This is a genomic window from Streptomyces sp. NPDC060035 (assembly GCF_042736635.1).
Lineage (GTDB): Bacteria > Actinomycetota > Actinomycetes > Streptomycetales > Streptomycetaceae > Streptomyces.
Window position 1 is genome coordinate 69,735 of the sequence record NZ_JBHWVO010000024.1, and the last position, 21,047, is coordinate 90,781.

Annotated in this window: 20 protein-coding genes; 4 read left to right on the top strand and 16 right to left on the bottom strand. The window is 68.4% G+C overall.

Going from position 1 to position 21,047, the window contains the following annotated elements; genetic code table 11:
* Window positions 1–33: 33 nt before the first annotated feature.
* The 12 genes from ACFWBQ_RS30000 to ACFWBQ_RS30055 form a co-directional block, all read right to left on the bottom strand.
* Entirely contained in the window at window positions 34–531 is a 498-nt protein-coding gene (locus tag ACFWBQ_RS30000; protein WP_385502582.1) for a hypothetical protein, read from the bottom strand.
* Window positions 528–2,750, bottom strand: a complete 2,223-nt coding sequence (locus ACFWBQ_RS30005) for a hypothetical protein (protein ID WP_385502585.1) — start codon at window positions 2,748–2,750, stop codon at window positions 528–530. Before ACFWBQ_RS30005 ends, ACFWBQ_RS30000 begins: the two co-directional genes overlap by 4 nt.
* Window positions 2,747–4,540 carry a hypothetical protein gene (locus ACFWBQ_RS30010; protein ID WP_385502588.1) on the bottom strand — a complete coding sequence of 598 codons (1,794 nt, stop codon included), beginning with the start codon at window positions 4,538–4,540 and terminating at the stop codon, window positions 2,747–2,749. Before ACFWBQ_RS30010 ends, ACFWBQ_RS30005 begins: the two co-directional genes overlap by 4 nt.
* Window positions 4,537–6,003, bottom strand: a complete 1,467-nt coding sequence (locus tag ACFWBQ_RS30015) for a site-specific integrase (RefSeq protein ID WP_385502593.1) — start codon at window positions 6,001–6,003, stop codon at window positions 4,537–4,539. The genes ACFWBQ_RS30010 and ACFWBQ_RS30015 overlap by 4 nt, the downstream gene beginning before the upstream one ends.
* Before the next feature lie 429 nt (window positions 6,004–6,432).
* Window positions 6,433–8,193: a relaxase/mobilization nuclease domain-containing protein gene (locus ACFWBQ_RS30020; RefSeq protein ID WP_385502596.1), complete on the bottom strand. Its 1,761-nt coding sequence runs from the start codon at window positions 8,191–8,193 to the stop codon at window positions 6,433–6,435.
* A complete protein-coding gene (locus tag ACFWBQ_RS30025) occupies window positions 8,193–8,858 on the bottom strand; it encodes a MobC family plasmid mobilization relaxosome protein (protein WP_385502602.1) in 666 nt (221 codons plus the stop codon). The genes ACFWBQ_RS30020 and ACFWBQ_RS30025 overlap by 1 nt, the downstream gene beginning before the upstream one ends.
* Entirely contained in the window at window positions 8,855–9,079 is a 225-nt protein-coding gene (locus tag ACFWBQ_RS30030; protein ID WP_385502607.1) for a hypothetical protein, read from the bottom strand. The genes ACFWBQ_RS30025 and ACFWBQ_RS30030 overlap by 4 nt, the downstream gene beginning before the upstream one ends.
* 101 nt (window positions 9,080–9,180) lie before the next feature.
* Complete coding sequence (locus ACFWBQ_RS30035; RefSeq protein ID WP_385502612.1) at window positions 9,181–10,215, bottom strand: DUF2637 domain-containing protein; 1,035 nt, start codon at window positions 10,213–10,215, stop codon at window positions 9,181–9,183.
* On the bottom strand, window positions 10,212–10,778 hold the full coding sequence (locus ACFWBQ_RS30040) for a WhiB family transcriptional regulator (protein ID WP_385502615.1): 567 nt from the start codon (window positions 10,776–10,778) through the stop codon (window positions 10,212–10,214). Before ACFWBQ_RS30040 ends, ACFWBQ_RS30035 begins: the two co-directional genes overlap by 4 nt.
* Before the next feature lie 117 nt (window positions 10,779–10,895).
* A complete protein-coding gene (locus ACFWBQ_RS30045; protein WP_385502619.1) occupies window positions 10,896–11,600 on the bottom strand; it encodes an ATP-binding protein in 705 nt (234 codons plus the stop codon).
* Window positions 11,600–12,619 (bottom strand): hypothetical protein, encoded by a 1,020-nt coding sequence (locus ACFWBQ_RS30050; RefSeq protein ID WP_385502622.1) that lies wholly within the window; start codon window positions 12,617–12,619, stop codon window positions 11,600–11,602. Before ACFWBQ_RS30050 ends, ACFWBQ_RS30045 begins: the two co-directional genes overlap by 1 nt.
* Before the next feature lies 1 nt (window position 12,620).
* Window positions 12,621–12,944: a transcriptional regulator gene (locus ACFWBQ_RS30055; protein ID WP_385502625.1), complete on the bottom strand. Its 324-nt coding sequence runs from the start codon at window positions 12,942–12,944 to the stop codon at window positions 12,621–12,623.
* Window positions 12,945–13,360: 416 nt separating this feature from the next.
* On the opposite strand from ACFWBQ_RS30055, the gene ACFWBQ_RS30060 reads away from it, so the two are divergent.
* Complete coding sequence (locus ACFWBQ_RS30060) at window positions 13,361–13,789, top strand: Secondary metabolite protein (RefSeq protein ID WP_385502630.1); 429 nt, start codon at window positions 13,361–13,363, stop codon at window positions 13,787–13,789.
* A gap of 43 nt (window positions 13,790–13,832) precedes the next feature.
* Here the strand turns inward: ACFWBQ_RS30060 and ACFWBQ_RS30065 are convergent, their stop codons facing one another.
* Window positions 13,833–14,672 carry a helix-turn-helix transcriptional regulator gene (locus ACFWBQ_RS30065; protein WP_385502636.1) on the bottom strand — a complete coding sequence of 280 codons (840 nt, stop codon included), beginning with the start codon at window positions 14,670–14,672 and terminating at the stop codon, window positions 13,833–13,835.
* Between the two features lie 353 nt (window positions 14,673–15,025).
* On the opposite strand from ACFWBQ_RS30065, the gene ACFWBQ_RS30070 reads away from it, so the two are divergent.
* Genes ACFWBQ_RS30070 through ACFWBQ_RS30080 form a run of 3 tightly spaced genes read left to right on the top strand, consistent with a single transcriptional unit; the run spans window position 15,026 to window position 17,920 of the window.
* Complete coding sequence (locus tag ACFWBQ_RS30070) at window positions 15,026–15,565, top strand: regulator component (protein ID WP_385502641.1); 540 nt, start codon at window positions 15,026–15,028, stop codon at window positions 15,563–15,565.
* Between the two features lie 26 nt (window positions 15,566–15,591).
* Window positions 15,592–16,737 (top strand): MAB_1171c family putative transporter, encoded by a 1,146-nt coding sequence (locus ACFWBQ_RS30075; RefSeq protein ID WP_385502646.1) that lies wholly within the window; start codon window positions 15,592–15,594, stop codon window positions 16,735–16,737.
* 4 nt (window positions 16,738–16,741) lie between these two features.
* Complete coding sequence (locus tag ACFWBQ_RS30080; RefSeq protein ID WP_385502650.1) at window positions 16,742–17,920, top strand: cytochrome P450; 1,179 nt, start codon at window positions 16,742–16,744, stop codon at window positions 17,918–17,920.
* A 47-nt stretch (window positions 17,921–17,967) separates the two neighbouring features.
* Here ACFWBQ_RS30080 and ACFWBQ_RS30085 read toward each other — a convergent pair whose 3' ends face one another.
* The 3 genes from ACFWBQ_RS30085 to ACFWBQ_RS30095 all read right to left on the bottom strand — a co-directional run bounded on the left by ACFWBQ_RS30085 (window position 17,968) and on the right by ACFWBQ_RS30095 (window position 20,910).
* Window positions 17,968–18,717, bottom strand: coding sequence for a transposase family protein (locus ACFWBQ_RS30085; RefSeq protein ID WP_385502654.1), 750 nt, complete (start codon window positions 18,715–18,717; stop codon window positions 17,968–17,970).
* Between the two features lie 231 nt (window positions 18,718–18,948).
* On the bottom strand, window positions 18,949–19,452 hold the full coding sequence (locus ACFWBQ_RS30090) for an SAM-dependent methyltransferase (protein ID WP_385502659.1): 504 nt from the start codon (window positions 19,450–19,452) through the stop codon (window positions 18,949–18,951).
* A gap of 72 nt (window positions 19,453–19,524) precedes the next feature.
* Complete coding sequence (locus tag ACFWBQ_RS30095) at window positions 19,525–20,910, bottom strand: Tat pathway signal protein (RefSeq protein ID WP_385502664.1); 1,386 nt, start codon at window positions 20,908–20,910, stop codon at window positions 19,525–19,527.
* Between the last annotated feature and the right edge of the window lie 137 nt (window positions 20,911–21,047).

The following is a 21,047-nucleotide window of genomic DNA, read 5'->3' on the forward strand; positions in this document are numbered from 1 at the left end:
CCATGGCAGCACCTAAGAGGAACTGCCGGCGGCTCACTCCCGGTTGTGGAGCGGCAGCACGACGCCCCCGGGTTGGCACTGTTCGCGCAGCTGGTGGTTCTCCACTTCCAGGACGTGGATGATCCTGGCGTACTGGTCGACGCGATTGGCGAGCTCGCTCCGGTCGGCCTGGGCCTTCTTCAGCTTCTCCGTGAGGGCGGTGTTCTCCTGCTGCAGTCGGTCCGCGATCTTCGGGCGGCGGTCCTGGGCCTTGACCAGGGCATAGAACAGGTCTTTCAGCCCGGTGTGCTTATGGGTGAGCTTGTTGCGTCTCAGTCCTGCCTCGACGGCCAGGGTTTTGACCGTCAACTGGCCGTCGGAGTGCAGCGGCAGGCCGATCAGGAGGCGGATCATCGCCTGGGCGATCTGCTGGACTTCAAGCGCGTCCTCGGGCTTGAGTGGTCCGGCATGGGTGGCTACTGCATAGACGACGGCGGCAAGATCCGCTTTGTTGAAGGCGGCGGTCTGGGTTGGTGCCTGGGTCTCGGTCACGACAGGCTCTCCGGTGCCGGGAGCGGGCGGGCGGCGGTGGCATGGTGATCGGCGGCGATCTGTTCGAGTTCGGCTCGTCGCTGCTGGAGTCTTTGGCGGATGGGCAGGGGCGTCAGGTCAGCGGCGAGTTCTTCGTCGATGTGGGTGATCTCCTCGCGGATCCGGTGGATGTGGCTGTCGGTGCGGGAGATGTTCGCGCATCCTTTCTGGCAGCGGTTGTGGCTCGGCGTGGTCTGGGCCTGCTTGCCGGTGCCGTTCCTGTCGATCGCGCAAAGTGCTTTCGCTGGATCGTAGTTGCAGGCCAGAAGGGCTTGGTCGTGGTCGAAGACCTGCAGGCGGTAGTTGGCCAGCAGGGCCTTGTGCTGACGTGCGGTGAGGAATCCGCCCGCATAGGTGGCCTGGAACTCGGTAGCGGCTGCGATGTAGCGTCCGGCCGCGGGTCCGCTGACGCCTTCCCCGGCCCGTAGCCGGTCCGCGGCCTGGGCGAGGGCGTCGGCGGTGGCGAGGGCCCGTTCCAGGTCGAGGATCTGAAGCATGTCGACGCGGGAACGTCCTCCGTAGGACTCGGCCAGGGCCGCGGTGAGGTGTCCGTACTGAATCCCGAGAGCGACTCGTCCGCCGGGGCGGCGGTGGACGAACCAGGCGAGGGTGCGCCGGAAGCGGGTCAGGGTGACCGCGCCGTCCGGATCCCCGGGGATCGTCTCGTGGGGCCGGCCGTGGTCCTGGGCCAGGTTGTTCGCCCAGGCGGTGAAGCGCTGGATGTGCTCGCTGGCCATCGAGGGCGTCATCGCGCCGCCGCCGTGCGTTCGGGCGGTCAGGGGCCTCGACAGCTGCCGCGGGAACAGCAATTGTCCGCCCTGGAGGGCTTCGAGGACCTGGACAGCTTGGTGGACGGGCTCGATCGCGGTCCACGGATGTGGGCGAATCTCCCCTTCGGGGATGGTGTTGCCGTCACTGTCCTTGACGCCCTTGAAGTGGCGTCCGGTGATCCGGTAGCGGATGGTGCCCTCGGGCTGCGGCTCGGCGGTGCCGCAGCCTCGTTCCAGGTGTAGGACCTCCTTGGGGCGCATGCCGGTCAGGTAGGCGACCGTGATCAGAGCGGCGGTGCGAAGGTGGCCGGCCAGTTCCATCGCCTCCTCGAAGTCCACCGGCCCCCGCCAGGGACGGCCATCCAGCTGGGCGGTGATCGACACCTGCAGCGGGGCACCGTTCCCGACCACCACGCCTTGGAATTCTTGGGGGCAGTGCTTCGCCACTCCGTGGACCTGTCCCGGGGACACGCCGAGCGCCCCGGCGACGAACCCGGTGTGCAGAAGCGGCGGTTGGCCGTACTGGACTGGCCACCGGCCGGGCTTGCGGATCGCCGCCGCGACGGCCGTCATCCGCGACGAGACGGTGTAGGTCGGCAGCGGCTCTCCGCTGTCGCGCAACTGCCGCAGGTATTCACGGATCCGGGCGCGTCCGCCTTTCACCGAGCCCTCGGCCCGGTTTGCGAGCAATCGTCGCATCTCGTGGTGGGCGGCCAGAATGTCCGGGGCCAGGTCGGTGACCGTGCGAATCGCCCAGACCAGGAGCGGTGACATGACGGCCGGGTGGACGGGGAGCGTGGTGTTCTCCCCGGCGCTGTCTCCGCCCGGACCATAGAAGTCGCGGATCCCCACCGCCAACCAGGGCGGCTGCGGGATGCGGTCGCCCGGCGGCAGGAACGGGGCGTATGCCCACAGCCGCAACAGCGCGAACAGGTCGCGCTCCGCGCTGGTGCGTCCGGTATACCGCAGTCGCAGGACCTGGGCGTACTCCTCCAGCGCGGGACCTGTCACCTGGTCCAGGCTGGCGCAGTGCGGCTCCAGCCACTGAGCGAAGCGCTTCCACGCCTGCAGCGTGTGGAAGCTGCTGGACGGCGACAGCCTCGGCCGGGAGGTGCTGCCCGAACGATGCAGCAGCACCTCCGGCGTGGGAAGGTTCAACAGTGCCCACCCGGCCCGCATGAGTCCGGGCCGAAGAGCCGACGGGACCGCGTCCCAGCCGAAGCTGAGCGCCTCCCCGCTCTCGCTGTGGTCCAGCATCCCCAACGGCCAGCGCATCGCCGCGAAGCGGGGCCGATCCTGCGGCGGAATGCCGGGACGCATCCGCTCCGGCGGGAACAACACGGTGCCAGGACCGGGAATCACCAGCGCCGGGCTGACCGGCCCGCCGGCGTGGGCGGCGTTCGGTGTCACGGGTCGAGTCTCCGTTCGAGCATGTGGTCGATCAGTTCCCGGTCGCGGTCGGTCAGACGGCCCAGCAAAACGGGGAGGGCATGTTCGCTGGTGTGCTCGCGCAGCAGGTCACCCACGCGGGTGTGGTGGTCGGCCCAGTCCGCTCGCCAGGTTGCCGCGTCCACCGCCGAGCGCACTGCGCCAAGAGCCTGGTGGAGGTAGGCGATCCGGGGAAGGTGATGCCCGGTGGCCAGGGCGTTCGGGCAGGCGAAGCACAGCAGGAAGGAGACCGCGCAGGGTCCTATGGCGGTGAACGGGCTGTGCTCGAAGTCCAGGCAGGCGGCCACTGCGGTGTCCAGTGTGCCCGCGGCCACCTGCCCGGCAGTTTCGGGGCTGATACCCGCGTCCCGGGCCACCCGGCCGGCATCGACCGCGTCCGCCCCCGCCTCAGCGGCGACCACGCGCATCCGCAGCCGGGCCCGCGCGTATTCGACCGCCTCAAGCTGGGCGTCGGCCACCACGGCGCCGGACTCCTCACGGACCTGGGCGTCGCGCAGAAGGTAGACGTCCTCGTGCGTCCGCACGGTGTTGTGACGCGGGCCGCCGGACAGCACCTGCACTGTCCGCCGCAACCGCTTCGCGCTGACGTGCAGAGGCTGTCCCTGGCTGACCAGGCCGACGGTGCGGGACCAGTGGTTCACCGCGTGCTCCAGCGACGCGCCGTCGGCGAACCGGTCACCGCCCGGCGTCGCCTTGGTTCGGCGGGCGAACAGGAGCCTTCGCTCCGGCGGGCCGTCGTTGCTCAAGGTGGCCCTGGCCTCGGCAGTAATCTGCAGGACCTGCCGCATCGCCCGCCCCGCCGTTCCCTCGCCCAGGTCCACAAGGTTGTTGCTGCCGTGCCGTAGACGGGGCCCGCGACGGGCCTTGTCCGTCTCCACCCGGTGCACCACGGGAGCGGCACTGTCGCCGTCGGCGTTGGGCCACTGCTCGGGGACATGCATCGTGGCCAGCACGGACAGGTTCCAGCCCTCATGGCAGATCAGCAGAACGGCTGCCGCCGCCATCTCCAGATACGTCGGATACAACAGTGCAAAGCAACCCATCGTGCCGGCCTCCCCCAGCAGACCCCGCACCGGGCGCGAGAGTCTGCGAGCTCCGCTCGTGCCCACCACCGTGTACCGAGCCACGTCCCCGGTCCGGCTCACGTGGTCGAGCAGTCGGCCCCACTGCCACTCCGTGCTGCCCTCGTCGAGCTCGCCGGCCCGCCATCGCTGGAGCAGGTCCACACCCTCGGCGATGCGGATCTCAGCGGCCCTGACCGCCCGCGTCGCGGCGGCGCGGATCATCATGAACTCCGCCCGCGAGTACGACTGCTGCGGTCGGGAGGCAGGACGGGCAATGGGCCGGTCGATGGCCGACCGGGTCTCCGCCGGCAGGCCGTCGACATGCCGGAGCACGGACCGCAGTCGCAGCCGCCGTCGGCAGGGCAGCAGCCACTGCCACCACACTCCCGCACTCAGCTGCGAGACCCGCGCCACTGGCGAGTCAATTTCCGCAGCGAAGCGGAGGAACTGACGCAGCGTCCGCGCCTCGGTGCCGCACGTTCGCGCGCTGTTCCAGAACACCGATGCCCGTGCGAAACCCGCCGCCAGCTCGCGCCGGAAGCCCTCCGGCCCCGGGCAGGCCCGGAAGTCGTAGCTGCCCAGGTCCTGCCCGCCCTGCCCGACCACGTGGACCACCAGGCCGTCCGCGCTGACACGCTCCGGCCGCCGGTAGCCCGCCGACGGCAGGCTCGCCGCCCGCCCGCTCACGCCGACACCGGCTCTGCCACGTCCAGCACCAGGCCGGTGCTGCGGGCCAGCCTGGCCAGCAGTTCGGTATTGTCGGGATGCTCCTCGTCGTTGAGCAGGTTCTCCAACTGCAGCCCCCGCAAAGGCTCCAGATAGATTTCGCGGGTCGTATCCTCGGAACGGTGACCGAGCAGGTCACGGACCATCGACCAGACACTGCCGTAGACGTTCTCGTAGCGTGCCCGCTCCGCCGGGCTCAGCCCCAGCCGCCGGTCCAGAGCATGGTGCAGAGCGACCAGCATGCGCAGAGCCGCGCTGTGCCGCAGCATGTGCGGCGTGGCATACACCCCCAGACCCAGCCGCTGGCACCGCTCGCTGGCGCGGGCGAACACCCGGTTCCAACTGCGGTAGCCCATCGGCATACCGCTCTCTGTCAGCCACAGCATCAACGGCTCCAGCCCCTGCGGGGTCCGGGAGAACAACAGCATCCGCTGCCGGTCGTCCAGCTCGTTCAGCGAAGCACGGCCCATCCGGCCGTCCGCCCCGCTCCAATGCACCTCGCCGCGCTGCCCGATCTCCTCCACGATCCGCAGACCCGCAAGGCGCTCGTACGTTCCGCGGCTCTGAGCTACCGCGACAGCCTGGGCTCGGGTCGACAGCCGGTAGCCATGCGCCGCCCGCAGCGCTGCCTGGCCGATGTAGCAATAGCGTTCCGCCCGCTTGGCCACCGCCCGGCCGATCCGCATCGCGTAGTAGCGCTGCCCCTCCACCTGCGGCAGTTCAGCGGTCAGCAGCGTCCCGCCCTCGCGGCGCCGAACTCCCGTGGAGAACAGCACGTCTGCGAACGCCATGTCCCGGCCGTCGTTGCGGCCCCGGAAGCCCTCGCGCTCCAGCCCATCAAGCGCGCGCCCGCCGAGCCCAACGTCACGCCACAACCGATACGCCCGCGGAGTAAGCCACTTCACGTCCGAGGACCGCACATCACGTGGCGCCAACTCAGCGACCAGCACATCCTCACCCGCTCGGGAGCGGACCGCTCGCATCCGTACCGGACTCGACTCGACATGGCCCCGCAGTTCGGCCCACTCGTAGAGCAGCCGGAGCGCGGCCAGCTCCCGCCCCCACTTCGCTCCACCGATCAGCCGGTCGTTGCCCTGCCCGCGTAGCCGCCAGTCCGCCCAGTTCTCCAGATCCTCGGCCCGCGCCCGGTCCCAGTTCCGCCCCGTCTGCCACAAGAACGTGAAGAACAGCCGGTAGTCCAGGACGTACGACTCCTGCGTCCCCAGCGCCGAGGAAGCGAACCGCGACCGGCGGAAGAACTCGCTCAGCCGGGCATCCACCCGGCCCTCGGGCGAGACCAGGATCGGCTGCTGGCCCCGGAACCCCAAGGCCCGCTCTCGCTCACCGAGGCCCTCCCAACCCGGAACCCTGGAAGCCGAACCGCCCCCGTCCCCGGTCCAGAACAGCGACCACTCACCCGCCACACGCACCCCTCAGATCAGCAACACGACCTGCTGCAACACGGGGAACGTACACGGAAGTGGTGGCTGCAGCGGCAGCAGACCCAGACGTTGCGGCCGTGGTTGATGAGCAGCCAGTCGCGCCGGGCACGGCAGTCCGAGCACATCACGGAGATCCCTCGAAGGGCCAGCTCGCGCGGGTGGCTGAGGCAGCGCGTCGCGCCGGGGCCACTGGGCGGCTGCGTCTCGTACTCGAGCTGCAGCAGGGGATCGGTGCCGCCGGGGAGGACGGGCAGCACGGGTGTCGGCTCTGCGGGGCGGTCGGTGGTTCTGAGCACGAGCGTCATCTCCCGGTCGAGGGCCTTCTGTTTCCATCCGTAACAGCCGGTGGAACCGGTTGTTCATGGGTTTCGCGGAGTCCGGCAGGCCGGTGACCGGCCTGCCGGACTCTGGTCAGCGGCGCAGTGGGCAGTTGCGCGGGTCGGAGGCGGCGGGGCGAGGTGCGGTCGTGGGTGCCGTCCGCGTGCTGGTGCGGTTGGCCGAGGTTTTGGGCTGGCTGGTGCCGGCCTGCGGGCGGCGGGTCGCTTCGCCCGGGTGAGCGGGGAGCTGGGCGAGACGGCGCAGGCGCCATACCAGGACGTCGTTCACGTCCTCGGCGGTGTCGAGTTCGCGCATGTCGATGGCTTGCTGCAGAAGGGCTTTGGGGGCGTGGCCTGCCTGCTCGGCCTGGGCAAGGGTAGCGGCCAGGGCATCGGTCTTCGTCGACGAGCTGACTGCTCGCAGCCCCTCTTCCGGCAGGGCTGCACGGATGGTGGCCTCGTGGGTTCGGCGTTCGGCTTCAGGCAGAGCGCGGCCTTGGTCGCGCAATGCCCGCATGGGCGCGGCGGCAGCCTGGCGGTAGGCGGCTCGCAGGTGCTCGGCGGCCTGTCGGGAGGCGTGGGCCTGCTGGGCGTGGCCACGCGCGGAGTGCCAGCGGGCGGCGGCGAGAGCGACCAGGACCAGGGTGGAGACGAGCATGGCGGTTGTGCCGCCGTCCTCGCCACGGCCGAGAGCGCTGCCGGCCTGGATGATTCCCCGGGCGGCCGAGCGGATCGCCCGGGTGTCGGCGCGTTCCGCTCGAACGTGGCTGCGGGTGGCACGCTCGAAGGCTCGGGCGGCTGCGCCCAGCTCGGCGCGGGTGGCGGCCGGGGAAGTCTGTGCGACCGAGTCCAGGAGCGCTCCGAGCCCCACGAGTTGAGTGGCGGCTTCGTCGTTGTTGCTGTCGAGCACGATGGCGGCCTGCTCGGCGATATCGGTGGCGCTGCGTCGTTCGCGGGCGGGTGGTGACCAGTCCGGTCGGCCGTTGGTGGTGGCCGAAGGTGGTGTCTGGTCAGCAGTGCCGTCGGCCAGGCGGAGGCGGATCTTGGGGAGTGAGAGGTCGGGGGCCAGGGTGGAGCCCGCGAACCAGATGGGCTCGTGGTCGCGATTGCGGTCGCCGGGGAGTGCGACGTTGTAGCCGATGGCATCGCCGGACGGAGCGTTTCGTATCTTCACGCGCAGGCCCGCCTCTCGCAGCCTGCTGAAGAACTCCTCTTCGGTCGCGGCCCCAGCGAGGGCTTGGCGGACGGCTTCGCGGAGCGTCTCGCGCGGAGCCTCAGGTCGGCCGGTGCGCTCGGCCTTGAAACGTTCGGCGCTGGTGGGTGTCTTGGCTCCAGTTCCGTCGCCGGGCTTGAGCCGACGCAGGCCCATCTCCCCCTCGATGCGCCGGCATTCGGCCTGCGCCTTCCTGAAGTCGTAGTTCATCCGGGGCCGGCGCAGATCGCCCCGGACCATGGTGGCCAAAATGTGGATGTGGTCGCCGGCGTGCCGCACGGCGACCCAGCGGCATCCGTCTGGGTCGCCTTCGGGGGCGAGGTTGACGGCGTGGACCAGGCGGCGGGCGACGGTGTTCCACTCGGCATCGGTCAGGGTCCGGTCGCCGGGGTCGGTGCGGACCGAGCAGTGCCAGACGTGTTCGGCCGGTGCTGTGGTGCCGGCCTGCTTGACGCGCAGGTCCAACGCGGCGGTGAGGCGGGCGAGGGTGACCTTGGGGTCGGGGTCAGGGCTGGGGTCGGGGGCAAAGCCGTCCCAGCTCCCGACGAGGTGTGCGTCGATGTGTTCGTCGCGTTTGCCGGGGCCGTACAGGTAGACGAGCAGACCGTGGGTTCGTGAGCCGCGCCGGATCTTGGGGACCATCAGAGTCGCTTTTTCACCAGGGTGTCGGCCGTGTCGTCTATGCGGGCCAGGATTCGGGTCAGGGTCGTGAGCGCGTGGTCGAGTTCGCCGGGGCGGGGTTGCCCTCCGGCGTTGTAGACGTAGGCGATCTGATTGATGTTGTTGCCGATCCGGGAGAGGGTGGTGCGTAGGGCGGCCAGCTCGTCGATGGCGGTGTCGAGTTGTTCGTTGGTGTGCAGGGCAGTGGAACCGCGGGCGGTGGCGAGGCCGGCGGCGGCGAGGAATCGGGCGACGGTGACGCCGCGCTGCGCGGCGGCGGCGACGATCTCAGCTTTCTCGGTATCGGAGAGACGCGTGGTCGTCTTGCGGGTGCGCTCGCTCGGGTTGCGGCTGCGGCGGCGCGGCTTGCGGTCGGGAAAAGGGTTCGTGCTCGGGCTCGGCTGCTCGCGGTGGTCGTGGCGGTCTGCTTCTCCCCCTGCGACCGGCGCCCCCTGGTGCCGGGAGTCCGGCTGGTCCCCGTGCGCCCTCGCTCGGGGGCCAGCGGGGCTTCCTCCGCTCTCCTGGGCGGGGGCAAGTGCGTACGACGGGCCGTAGGACCGTCGTACGCGACAACTTGCTCCGCCAGGAGCCGTCGTGGGGTCACGCTGCTGTCCGGCCATGGTGACCACCGGATCGTTGGCGGTCACCGGCGTGCCTCCGGATTCTCCTGCCGGATTTCGCGGACGAGTTCCTCGATCCAGTCCATGGCCAGGACCGGATGGTGCAGGGTCCAGGAGCGATAGTCCCGGGTTCGTTGCACGGTCCAGGTGTTGTCGGCGCTGGATTGAGCGCGGTGCAGGTGGCCTCGCTGGTGCAGGACGGTCAGCCAGGAATCGACCTCGGCAGGTGTGGCCGGGTGGGTGCGCATGGGGTGGTCTCCGCTTCGCTTCGGAAGGACGTGGGGCGTGTGTCCGGGAGCGGGTGACCGGCCGGGGTGTCCGGCTCGGTCACCCGCCTCGTGCTGTCCGGTCAGTTCCGGGCGGGGGTGACCGGCTGTCCGTGCTGCTGGCGGAGTTGGGCCATCAGGGCGGTCAGCGTGTCGCTGGACAGCGGGATCTGCTGACCTCGGATCGCCTGGGCGACCACCTTGCGGGTCAGCTTGTCCTCGGCCCTGACCGCTGACCGGGCGATCTTCAGCAGCTCCTCGGTGTCTGGGTCAGACCGCCGGTCACCGGTTGCCCGGGCGTCCCGGCCAGTGACTGGCAGCGGGGTGACAGGCGAGAGGTTGTCCTGGTGGCCGGTGACCGACTCGGTGCCGGCTGGTCGGTCAGTGACCGGCGGCGCGGTGTCCGACTGTCCGGGCAGGTCAGCGGCCTCGTGCGGCCGCCCGCAGTCACCGGTGACCGGGCTGCTGCTGTCCGCCGGGACGCTGTCCCCGGTCAGTGACCGAGGAGTCGAGGTCTGCTTGTCCAGGGACAGTCGCGGCCGGTCGGTCAGGGCCGTGACCGGCTGCCCGACGCTGACCTGACCGGCCTGCGGCGGCTGCTGACCGACCCGGTCAGTCCGGGTGACCGCGATGCCCTCAGGTCGGTCAGCCTGACCGAGGTCCTCGCGGTCACTGCCCTTAACCGGTCCTCGGGCGATGAGGATGTAGAGGTGAACTGCTCCGGCCAGCGCGAGCGGGGCGATGGTGGACAGCACTGCGACCACCATGTCTCCAAGCCGGAGCCCAGTGGCCGAGGACGCTTCCTCGTTGAGCCGTACCGCGTGGAGCGCGTTGGCCCAGATGCTGGCGGCGGTGGCCGTGCCGAAGAGCGTCCAGACGTAGAGCCGGGCGCGCAGAGGCGCGTCGCGGAGGACCAGGAGCGCCCGTATGCCGTAGGCGATGAACCCGTCGATCACCAGCGGGAAGAGGTAGGTCAGGAAACCGCGGATGTGGATGGCGATGGCCATCTGCTGGAGGGCGTCGTACGACAGGGCGCATCCCGCGCCGCCCAGGGCGATGACGACCGCACGGTCCCAGCCGGAGATGTGCGCCGCCTTCGGTGCGCTCGCAGTGCTCACGCCGCCGTCCCGAAGTCGTCGCGGCCCAGGCGCTCGCCGTCGGTCTCGGGTGGCGGGACGGTCTTCGTGGTCTGCTTCAGGTCTCGGTTGCGCTGGGCGCGGCGGGTCTCGCGGTACAGCTTCTGGGCGTGTTCCTCGGTGATCTTCAGGAGCCAGGCCAGGCGCTGCTCGGGCAGGCCGTGGCGGTAGGCGGCGTGGACAACCGCGCGGCGCTCGGCCTTGGTGAGGTGGACGTCGCGTCCGGCGATGGTGGCGTTGACTCGGCTGTAGTCGAGGCGGTGGGCAAGCTTTTCGTGCAGCGGTCCGCGCTCCTCTTCGGTCAGGCCTCCCCGGATTCCGTCGGTGTCGTTGCTTTCCAGCGCGGCGTCCAGGCAGGCGCGGCGGACCGGGCACTGTCCGCACAGCGACTTCGCGACGGTGATCTTGTGGGTCTCGTCGGGCTCCGGGAAGAAGGTCTCGGGGTCCACCGGGTTGTATTCGGTGCTCTGGCAGACGGCCTGGTCCTGCCAGGTGTGGTCGCCCAGCGACCGGTGGCGGGCAGGGGTGATCGTCGTAGGGGTCATGCGGGTTGCTCCGATCGCTCTCCGCGCGCAGGGGCGTCGGCGGAGGGGTGCGCTGGGTCGGGAGGTGCATGGGGCGGCGCGCTGAGGGCGCGGCCCGGCGTGGCGGCCTGCGGTGGGTCAGGCGGCGGTGCGGTGGCGTCTGCGGTCGACCGGCTCGAACTCGACGCGGGTGGTCATCTGCGCGAGCCTGCTGGTGACGCGGTCGCCGAGGTATGCCCGGAGGTCCTTGATCGCGAGGTTGGTGGTGATCAAGGTCGGGAGCATGTGGTTGTACCGGCGGTTGATCAGCCGGTACGTCACTTCTTCGACCCACTCGGACGCCTTGGCCGCGCCAAGGTCGTCGATGATCAGCAGTGGGCAGCGGCTGACGGCCGCCAGCTCCCGCTCGCTGTCGACCCCGGGCCGGGGCCGCAGGTCGGCGTACAGGTCGGCCGCGGTGGTCGCACGCCAGCGCACGCCGACCCCGCTCTGCCCGAGCTGCCGGACCGCGCCGTACGCCTGGTGCGTCTTGCCTGCGCCGACGACGCCCGCCATCAGCAGGCTGGGTCCGGTGGCGACCTGACGCCGGGCTCCCAGGCTGGGGGCGACAGCCGCCTCGGCGACCTCCCGGGCCCAGGCCAGGATCTGCGGGTGGTCGGCGACCGCACCCTGGTAGCGCGGGGGCATCCCAGCCGACAGGGCGTCCAGCTGGGAGAAGGGCTCGGGCTCATCGGCCAGTGCGGCGACGGCTGCCGGGTTGATGTTGCGACCGGCCAGGATCCGGGCCATCCGGTCCAAGGTGCCCTCGCCGAGGGTCCGGGGTTCGCGGTTACGGGTGCGCATCACAGCTCCTCGGCGTAGGCGGCGGCAGCGTTGGCCGGGTTGGTCCACGCCTGGTGAGCGGGCACGTTAGGCCGGTTCCCCGGCCGGGCCAAACCGCCGGCGCGCGTGTTCATGGCTTCGTTGACCATGCTGGTCAGCACGCTCGGGTGCTTGGGGTTGGCTGCGAAGTTCTGCAGTCCGGCCCGAATGTGCTCGGGGGTGATGCCCTCGCCCAGGAGCTTCTTGGTGATCCGCCCGAGGTGTCCGATCACATCGCTGGGCGGGCGCTCGTCGCAGGCAGCGACGTACTCGCCGACAAGCTGGCTGGCCGAGACGGTGGCTGCGGGCGCCGTGCGCCCCGTAGGGGAAGAAGATCCAGGATCCAAGATCCTAGATCCAGGAGCCGAGCCCTCTCCGAGGCTTCGGGGAAGGTCCGGGGAGCCCTCGGCGAATGCGTCCTGACCTGCGCTTTTCGCTCCTGCGCGGCTAGGGGTGCCGGCCATTTCGTCGAAGGCGTCCTGCTGGGCGGCTAGTGCCTGGCCTGCGTGGCCGGGAGGCGTCACAGCGGGCTTCGCGGGCAGATCGAGGGCTCGGGGAGCGTTCGGCGAATCCTCGGCGAGCCCTCGGGTAGGGGTGGGCGACTCCTCGGTCCGCTTGGTGCACGTGCCCTTACAGGGGGCACACCGGTCGGCACCGTGGTGCCGTGAGCAGGAGGGAAGCCGGGACTGGCTCGGCTTGTCGATCTTCTGGTGCTCGAACCAGGTCACGATGTGGAGGTAGCGGCGGCCGTCGCAGCCGGTGTACCGGCAAACCAAGTCGGCGTTCGCGAGTTGCTGAAGGTCGTCCTCGACTTTCACCGAGTTGTGCTCGGCTCGCAGGGGCCAGAGAAGCCCCGCGATGATGGCGGCGTTGTCGCGGTGGCGCCCGTGGTCGTCGGCCTGGGTCAGCAGGCCGAAGAAGGTCCGCTCCGCTTCGACGGTCACCTCGGCGAGCGACTCGGAAAAGAAGGCCTCCGGCTTGACGGTGCGTATGCGTGCCATATCAGCGGCTCCGGCGAGCGGCAGCGACGGTTCCGCAGGTGAAGGTCGCTGTGCCGATGTCGAAGGTGTGAGGCTGGTTCCAGTCGGCGCCCGGCCAGGCGCGCTGAACCCAGCGGGCCGCCACCTGGGCTGCCGTCCGGTGCAGTTCGATCCGTTGCCCGGACGCATCCAGCGCGATGGCGTGGGGTTGGGGCCACGTCCGCGTGGGGTCGGTGAGGCTGACACGAATGGCCACTGCCCCAGGGGCTATGTCGCTGACCTGTGCCGCGAGGCGCTCGTTAGGCGCATCCGCGCATGCCGGCTTGTCGCTCGTCGTGGCGAGCATGCGATACTCCCGTGTTTGTAGGAGCGCGGTGCGGTGGTTCTCGTGCAAAAGCCCGCCGCCCGCGAGTTGTGAATAGGTGCCCTCGGGCCCTTGGGCCGGCGCTCGGGAGTTGGTAGCTCCCGGCGTCGGACTACTCCGGGCCTGATGCGGCTATGCCTCCTGTGCTGGCATCGCCCTCTCCTCCTGTAGGTCTCGCCGCCCCTCGGTCGGGGACCAGGACCATATGGCCGGCCCTGGCACAAGTCCAGGGGCGCACCCGCCCCGAGCAGCCATGGAACACTGCACTGGACGATTACATGGACGAACGTACACTGCAATTGCGCCACTACGTCAACTGCAATGGCGACTACGAGGCACCCCACGTGCATGATCACCATTGGAGTGGATAGGGTTGCGGTCATGACGGAGGGCTGGAGATGACCGAGAAGAGCTTCGCCGAGTTGCTCGACTACCTGTTCAGAGAGGTGCACCCGAAGGGCCGCGGACCGTACACGTACGCGGAGGTGTCGAAGGGCATCAAGGAAGCCTCAGGGACGGCCATCTCAGCGAGCGCCATCCAGCAGCTCCGCAAAGGGATCAACTCGAACCCGAAGATGCAGACGATCCGAGCCCTGGCCGGCTTCTTCGGAGTGAATCCGGGCTACTTCTTCGACGAGGAAGAGGCCACGCGGCAGCGCGCCGAGATTCAAGTGGTTGCGGCGATGCGCGACCACGACGTGCGACGGGTCGCGTTGCGCGCCAACGGGCTCAGCACGGCGAGTCTGAACATGCTGAACACCGTGATCGACCAGGCCCGTCGACTAGAGGGTATGACGGACGACTCAGCGCTGCTCGATGATGAGTGAAGCTCCCCCGGCCTGAACTGAGATGCGTAGGGACCCGGCCGGACTACGCGCCGACAGCCCGACCACTCTCCATCAGCACGTTCACCCGCAGCCGGTCGCTGCGCATGAGACGCAGGGCAACGATCCGGACGGACACTTCTCGACCTCGGTGGCAGGGAAGCCTGAGTCTGCGCAAGTCACCGTCGGCGTGCTCGTGCACCTCGCGGAGGTTCCACATCTTCCGCGCCTCTGCAGAACGAGCGAGAATCTCGCGCTCCAAGCTCGCCAGGGCCTCGTCGTCGGGATGCTGCGCACGGGCATACCGGATCTGCCCGAGGTAGGGACGAGCCCAACTGCCCTCCCAGTCGACGAGCTGCTTGCGGGCCTGCGGAGCAAGAAGAGCCCACAGCATCTGATTGCCCTGCTGCGCGGCCCAGGGGAACCACTCCCGCAATGGGTCGTTCCAGCCGATCACGTTCCACGCCAGGTCCGTCACGAAGGCAGGGTTCGGGGCTTGGTTGTCCAAGAACTGCTGGAGCGTAAGGTCCATCCCTGCAGCTGCGGCCGAGCCCGGCGCAACAGCCGACGTCGGCGGTCGGCCGATCGCTCTCAGATAGAGCGCGCTCCGCTCGGCCTCGCCCAGCCCCAGAGCAGAGGACAGGCGGTCCAGGAAGCCCTCCGAGTACTCAGCTGGCTCCCCCCGCTCCAGATTGCCGTACCAGCGCTCGCTCACGCCTGCCAGGCGCGCAAGTTCCCGCTGCGTCAACCCGGAGCGCCGTCGCCTCGGAGCGGCGGTCTCGGAGACTTCACGCGGATAGGCGCGATTCCGCCAGGACCGCAGGAGTTCGGGCAGTGACTCTCCGTCGGGCGCATCGTTGCCACCCAGGCCACCGGGGAGTTCCATAAAGCAAGAATAGATCGGACAGTTCCGTGAAACGCCTCACACCGCACGATGAATAGGCGCCTAATGATCATGCAGCTGTCATTCAGCGTAGCCAGGCATACCGGACAGTCCCCTTTTCAACCACGCCCAACGGCGGCCAGCAGACCATGCGCGTCGCCCGGAATTTCGGCCTCCAACAGGAGTCACCGAAATTCAACAAGCGTGACCGTCTTCGCCGGGGACGGTTCGAGCGTCACCATCCGTAACCGGAACTGTCACTTCCGATGAGTTCGGCTTCCAGGTCTTCCTTGGCATGCTCTTTGGCGTCGCTCAGCAGCGAGTTCACGTACGGACCGAAGAGGACGCCGATACCCTTGCCAGAAATCGACGAGCGTCGACTGCGCACATCATGTGAGGAGCAGGTCGACCAGCTGAACCTGCCGCACCGCTTCAGTACACGCGAATTCCGCGACTCGATCGCCGCCCGTCGTGGTAAACCGATCATCGTTAAGCCACTCAACACGCTCGGCACCATCGACGCTCCCTGCGGCATTCGCCTGGAAACGCCTGAGATCGACTTCCTCTACTACGAGGAAGGAACCTCCGTGCATCACCAGAGGCACATCTTGACGCATGAGCTGTGCCACGTGCTCCTCAACCACCCCGGGAGCCTGGAGCTTGACTCGGGCACGGCCCACACACTCGGCGTCAACCCCACGCTGGTGATGCGCATGTCGGGGCGTACGAGCTATTCGACCGCCGACGAACGCGAGGCGGAGATGATGGCGACCGTCGTCCGGCAGCGCATATATCGCGAACGTGAGTGCCCTTCTCGTGACCCAGAAAAGGGTCGCGAGAGCTGGGATGCCCTCTTCACCCAGTCTGTCAGGAAGGGCCGGTCTCGCACGCAATGAATGGGGTCTTTCTCGGAGTGGCCTGCGTGCTCACTGCCGCCTCCCTGTATTGGACATTCGGGCGAGGCACACCTCGCCCCGCTGGCACCTGGGCTATGGGGAGTCTTCTCACCTCATTCGCGCTCTCCTTCTTCTCCTACGCACCACTGTTCGCCCATGCGATAGAAAACGTCGTACCCCACGCGGCACGCCTGTTGAGCAACTCGGCCTCCCTGGCCGCCGCTACGTCAGTCCTGGCCCTCTCCTTCCAGGTAAATCTCGAATCGGCAGAGGCCCGGCGCCGCATTCGCCTGCGCATCAGCCTTCTCGCCGCAGCTATAGGCTGCATGACGGTGCTGTTTGCGGTGGAGCAGTCGACGAGCCGCTCCCCACAGGTGCACGCCCTGTATTCGCTCGTCTACATCGCCTACTTGGGCTTCGCCGTCGTCGAATTCCTCCGGCAGTCTCTGCGCCAGTCGGCGTCGACGGGTAGAAGCAGCGTCAAAGTCGGTCTCCGTATCGCGGCGACCGGCTGCGTGTTCGCCATGGTCTACGTCGCTTACAAGGTCACGGGGCTCGTGTCCCTGATGTTCGGACTGGGACTCATACCCGAACACGGAAAATGTTCCTCGCCGGTCGCCTCGACTTGCGCCTTCAGCGTGGCGTCCCCAGCACTCGCCGTACTCCTGATCTGCCTGGGCCTCACTCTGCCTGCTGTCGTGTACCCGATCCGCCAGTCTCGGCGCCACCGTTGGGAAAGGCGCTCACTGGAGGAGCTTGGCCCACTCTGGCGGGACCTTTCTGCCGCGATGCCCGAGATCGTGCTGCCGGCCGGGGACGTCGATGATGGTGACTTCCTTCTCCAGCGGTGTGTCATCGAGATCAGCGACGGCATCCTCGCCCTCCGTGCCTACAGCTCCCGGCAGATACAGGAAGCCGCCGAGCGATCAGTTGGTGTCGGTACGCAGGCGGGGGCAGCGATCGTGGAGGCGGCTGTCGTGAAGGGTGCACTGGCTTCCATGCGGGCGGGTCGTCGCCCCAAGGAGATCGCTGCCCTGCCGGGGAGCTATGCCGCAGATCGGAGGGACCTGCGCGCGGAGACGGATTGGCTGCTCCAGGTCACGCGTGCCTACATGAACCGTCCCCTGCCGCGTGTCGCCGATGACGGCCTGTCATATACGGTTGGAGCCTGACACCATGAACGACGCCGCCAAGGACACTCAGTCCGCACACGACCCTTATCCCGCATACGCCGCCATGCGCTCCGAGTGCCCCGTGCAGGCTGTGGCATCCGGATCCAGCGGACGTCACAGCTACCTGGTCACCGGATATGCGGAAGCCCGGCATGCTCTCAGCGACTCCCGGCTTTCCAAGGACACCGCCGCCTTCTTCGCCGGCAAGAATTCAAAGCGTCGGCTGCATCCCGCGGTCGCGCACAACATGCTGGCCAGCGACCCGCCCCAGCACACTCGGCTCCGCAAGCTGGTCACCGGTGCGTTCACGAGCGGCGCTGTCGCCGGGCTCCGCCCCTTCATCACCCGGCTGACCGACGAACTGCTGGACCAGTGGCCCGCCGAGGGCCCCGTCGATCTCGTCGCCGACCTCGCTGTTCCTCTTCCAGTCATGGTGATCTGCGAGCTGCTGGGTGTGCCTGAGATCGATCGGCCTCAGGTTCAGCGCTGGTCCGCCGCATTGTTCGCCGCCGGAGAGCCCGAGCGCACCGACGCTGCCTCGTACGCCGTCGCTGATTACATGACCGGCCTGATCGCGTCGAAGCGCCTTCGCCCAGGCGATTCGCTCCTGGATCGCCTCATCGCCGCGCGCGACGGCGAGGACCATCTGAACGAGGAGGAGCTGGTCTCCCTGGCTGTGCTGCTGCTCGTCGCCGGTCACGAGACGACCACCCACTTCCTCGGCAACGCCGCCCTGGCCCTGTTGCAGCACCCGGCCGAGCTGGAGCGTGTGCGCAGCAACCCGGATGCCATCCCGCAGGCACTGGATGAGCTACTCCGCTTCGACGCACCGGTCAGCACATCCACCTTCCGGTTCACCACGGAAGCCATCACCCTGGGCGAAACCGAGATCCCCGCAGGCGTCCCCGTGCTGGTCGCCCTCGGAGCCGCCAACCGCGACCCGGACCGCTTCCCGACGCCGGACCAGCTCGACCTAGACCGAGACGCGACCGGTCACCTCAGCTTCGGCCACGGCATCCACCGCTGTGTGGGCGCACCACTCGCAAAAGCCGAAGCCCACATCGCCCTAGGCGCGATTCTGACCCGCTTCCCCGAATTCCGACTCGCCGTACCTGCTGAACGGTTGGTTTGGCGGCACACCCGTCTCGTTCGCGGGCTGGATTCTCTTCCCGTCCTGCTCTGAAAAACGCCACGTCGATGAGCGGACGAGTCGGTAGTCAGTGAGCTTCTTCAGCGTTGCCTCTCCAGCGTGAGGATGGCTTTGGCGATTGACGTCATGCGGTTGGGACTGCATCGGGACCTGCGGAAGATTCGCCAGGACTTCAGGCTCGCGACGCCGCGTTCGACGGGCGCTCGTGCTGCGGCCAATGCCTGGTTGAGGGTCTTTTCGGTGGGGGTGAGTTCCTGCAGGGGCCTGCGCTTGATGCCGGTGGTCAGCCACGGGCCGGCACCTTGGTAGGCGAGATCGGCCAAGATAGGAACGCCCTGGCGCTCGCAGATCCGGATGATCCGGTGGGTACGGGCAGCGGTCAGGTCGTGGGTGCGGCCCGGCAGGGCGGGCGAGAGCCACAGCAGCCGGCCGCCGGGGTCGGTTACGACCTGCACGTTCACGCCGTGACGCCGGTGTTTGTGGGAGTAGTCGGCCCGGCCGTCGCCGACGCGGTCGCACTCTGCGAGGGTGCCGTCGAGCAGGACGAAGTCGGGTTCGTGCTCGCGCAGCGTCTTCAGCAGACCTGGTGCACGTTCGGCGAGCAGGTCGACGACCGCGCTGGTGTAGGCGTGGGCGGTGGACTCGCTGATCCCGAACCCGGCGGCGATCTTCGCCAGAGTGGTGTGTTCGCGCAGGTACACCAGTGCCACCATCGCGCGCTGAGACGGACGGAGCTTGCAGCGCCGGTCGCCCTCACGAGTGATGATCAGCATGGTGACCCATTCCACGAGCGCGTGCGGCAGGTCGAGTGCGGCAGGATGGATAACCAACGAGGCCCCCGAGCAAAGTGATTGAGACGTCAGACATCTCGATCAACAGCCCGGGGGCCTCGCTCGTTGCGCTTCACGGCCATCACCCGATCGGTGGCCAACTCGAAGAAGCTCAGTCAGCCGGCCAAGCCGAGTCGGCCGCCTGAGGCGCTCGCCTCCGACACCGGAGACGCACCCCCTTGCCTCGGGCGCCTCCCTAGGTGATGCGGAGTCAGCAATTCTCAAGCGACCTTAGGGAGATTCGTCGGCTGCGGGCCGCTCACTCGCGTTCGCCCAGTAGCTCGGATCGAGCATTTCGCCGGGCCAGGCTGGCTGACGGACGGCACCTCGCGGCCCCATCTGCTCGAAATAGGGCCCCAGGTCGATCACGGGGGTTCCGTCCACCGCATCAAGGTCGGTGACCAGGAGGTCCCGGCCGTCCACATCGAGCAAACGCGGATAGCTGATCGCAAGCTGGTTCGGCCTGCGGTGATTGCGGTGGACGAACGTCCCCGTCGCCGGCCACTGCGGGTTCCCACGCGGGCTCCGGGCGTGCAGTTGCACGTCTTCAAGACGCGCCAGATGGAAACGCCAGATCACCGTCAGGTGCGAGAACTCCTCAATTCCCTGCAGCGTTTCGAGTGGGTACGTGCTGTGGAAGCGAATGATCGACTGCACGCCACCCTGATGATCGTCCAGAACACGAGAGTGTCCCCCCACGACCGTCGCGATCGAGCTGACCTCGTACGTGGTCATCGTTCTTCGCTCTCCCTCCGCGTTACAGCTGGTACAGCGGGCCGACGGCGGGTCGGCCGCCATGATCTGCGATCAGCCTATGGTGCGCAGCATTTCGCGTGCGCGGCGGTCCAGTTCCGCTACGTGCCGGCCGCCCCGTTGCCGGACGGGCGAGAGATCGCTCTGCATGCGAACGATGACGTCGCGGGCTCTGCCGGAGTGGATACCGGACATTGCGTCGAGGGCTTGGTTCCAGGTGGAGCAAGCCTCGTCGAGGCGTCCTTGCTTAACCTGGACTGCGCCGAGGTATCCGAGGGTCACGCTATGGGTGCGAGCGTAGAGCTGACGGCGGCGGGTCGCGACGCTGCGCTGGAAGTGGATCTCTGCGTCACGCGGCTGGCCAAGGTCGCGCAGTGCGCAGGCTGTCTCGTGGGCCAGCGAGGCTTCCTGAAAGAATTCCACGCGGTTCGGGGCCTCACTGGCGTCGGCCTGGGACAGATCGCGTTCGGCGCGACTAATGGCCCCGAGGGTGCCTGCGTGGTCACCGGCTGCTGCCAGGGCACGGGCGTGAACGATACCGAGGAGGGCTCGTTCCCTAGGACGAGCCTGGCCGTAGCGGTCGGTCGACATGGAGGCGCTGGCCAGTTCGAGGGCTCGGTGGGGGTGGCCCAAGTCCACGGCTTGGTGGGCGAGGGCTCGCAGAATGTGGCCGCTGAGCGGTCCGTCGCTCGCTTCGGCTGCGATGTGGGCCGCGAGGGTGAGGTAGCGCTGGGCCGTACGGTGCTCGGAAGCGTCGAAGGCCATCCAGCCGGCGAGGTAGGTCATTTCGGCAACGGCCGAGTACGTCTCGCGCCGCATCGTCTCGGTGGTGAACCGACTGCTCAGCAGCGGTACGGCGTCCTCCCGCAAGTATCCAACGAGCGCTCGACGTCCTCTGCCCCCACCGCGCTGTTGGTCGCGGGCGGAGAAGTAGCTGGTCAGGTCGCGCAGATCGTCGATGTCTTCGGCAACCACCCTCTTGGAGGAGACCGGCAGCCGGCCCTTGGCCACGGCCGGCGCGGATTCCCACCAGGATGAGTCGGGAAGCGCAAGGCCGGCTACGGAGTAGGCGGTCGATGCCAGCAGCTTGCGTCGGTGCATGTCCAGGTCGTCGCTTCCCAGTTCGGCCAGCAAGATCAAAGGGTCGACGCTCCAGTCGGAACCATCTTCCGAGTGCCCGGTTGACCCGGCGAGCCCGATCTCCGCCAGAGTCACCCGACGGCCGAGCTTGCGCGACAGCGTCTCGCAGAGGATATGGGGCGCCTGACCGCTCGGGCGTGTGCCCAACACCCACATCGAAATATGCGAGCGCGAGATTCCCAGCAGATCACGTGCCCCGCTCTCCGACGCAACTCGGACGAATGTGGCAGCTGTTTGTGTCTGCGACCAGCCGGTCTCCGCGAGCACCGCGGCGAGGGCGGTGTTGCGTGTACGGGCCATGGCGTGCCCCTCGGTTCCGAAACGATCTTTGGCGGCTTTGGCGGCCTTGGCAACCGCTCAGGGATGTCCCTCTCCGTGAATCCACGGTTAGCTCAACGTAGTCGCCGCGTCGCGCACTTTGCACTTTGTCTGGGCAA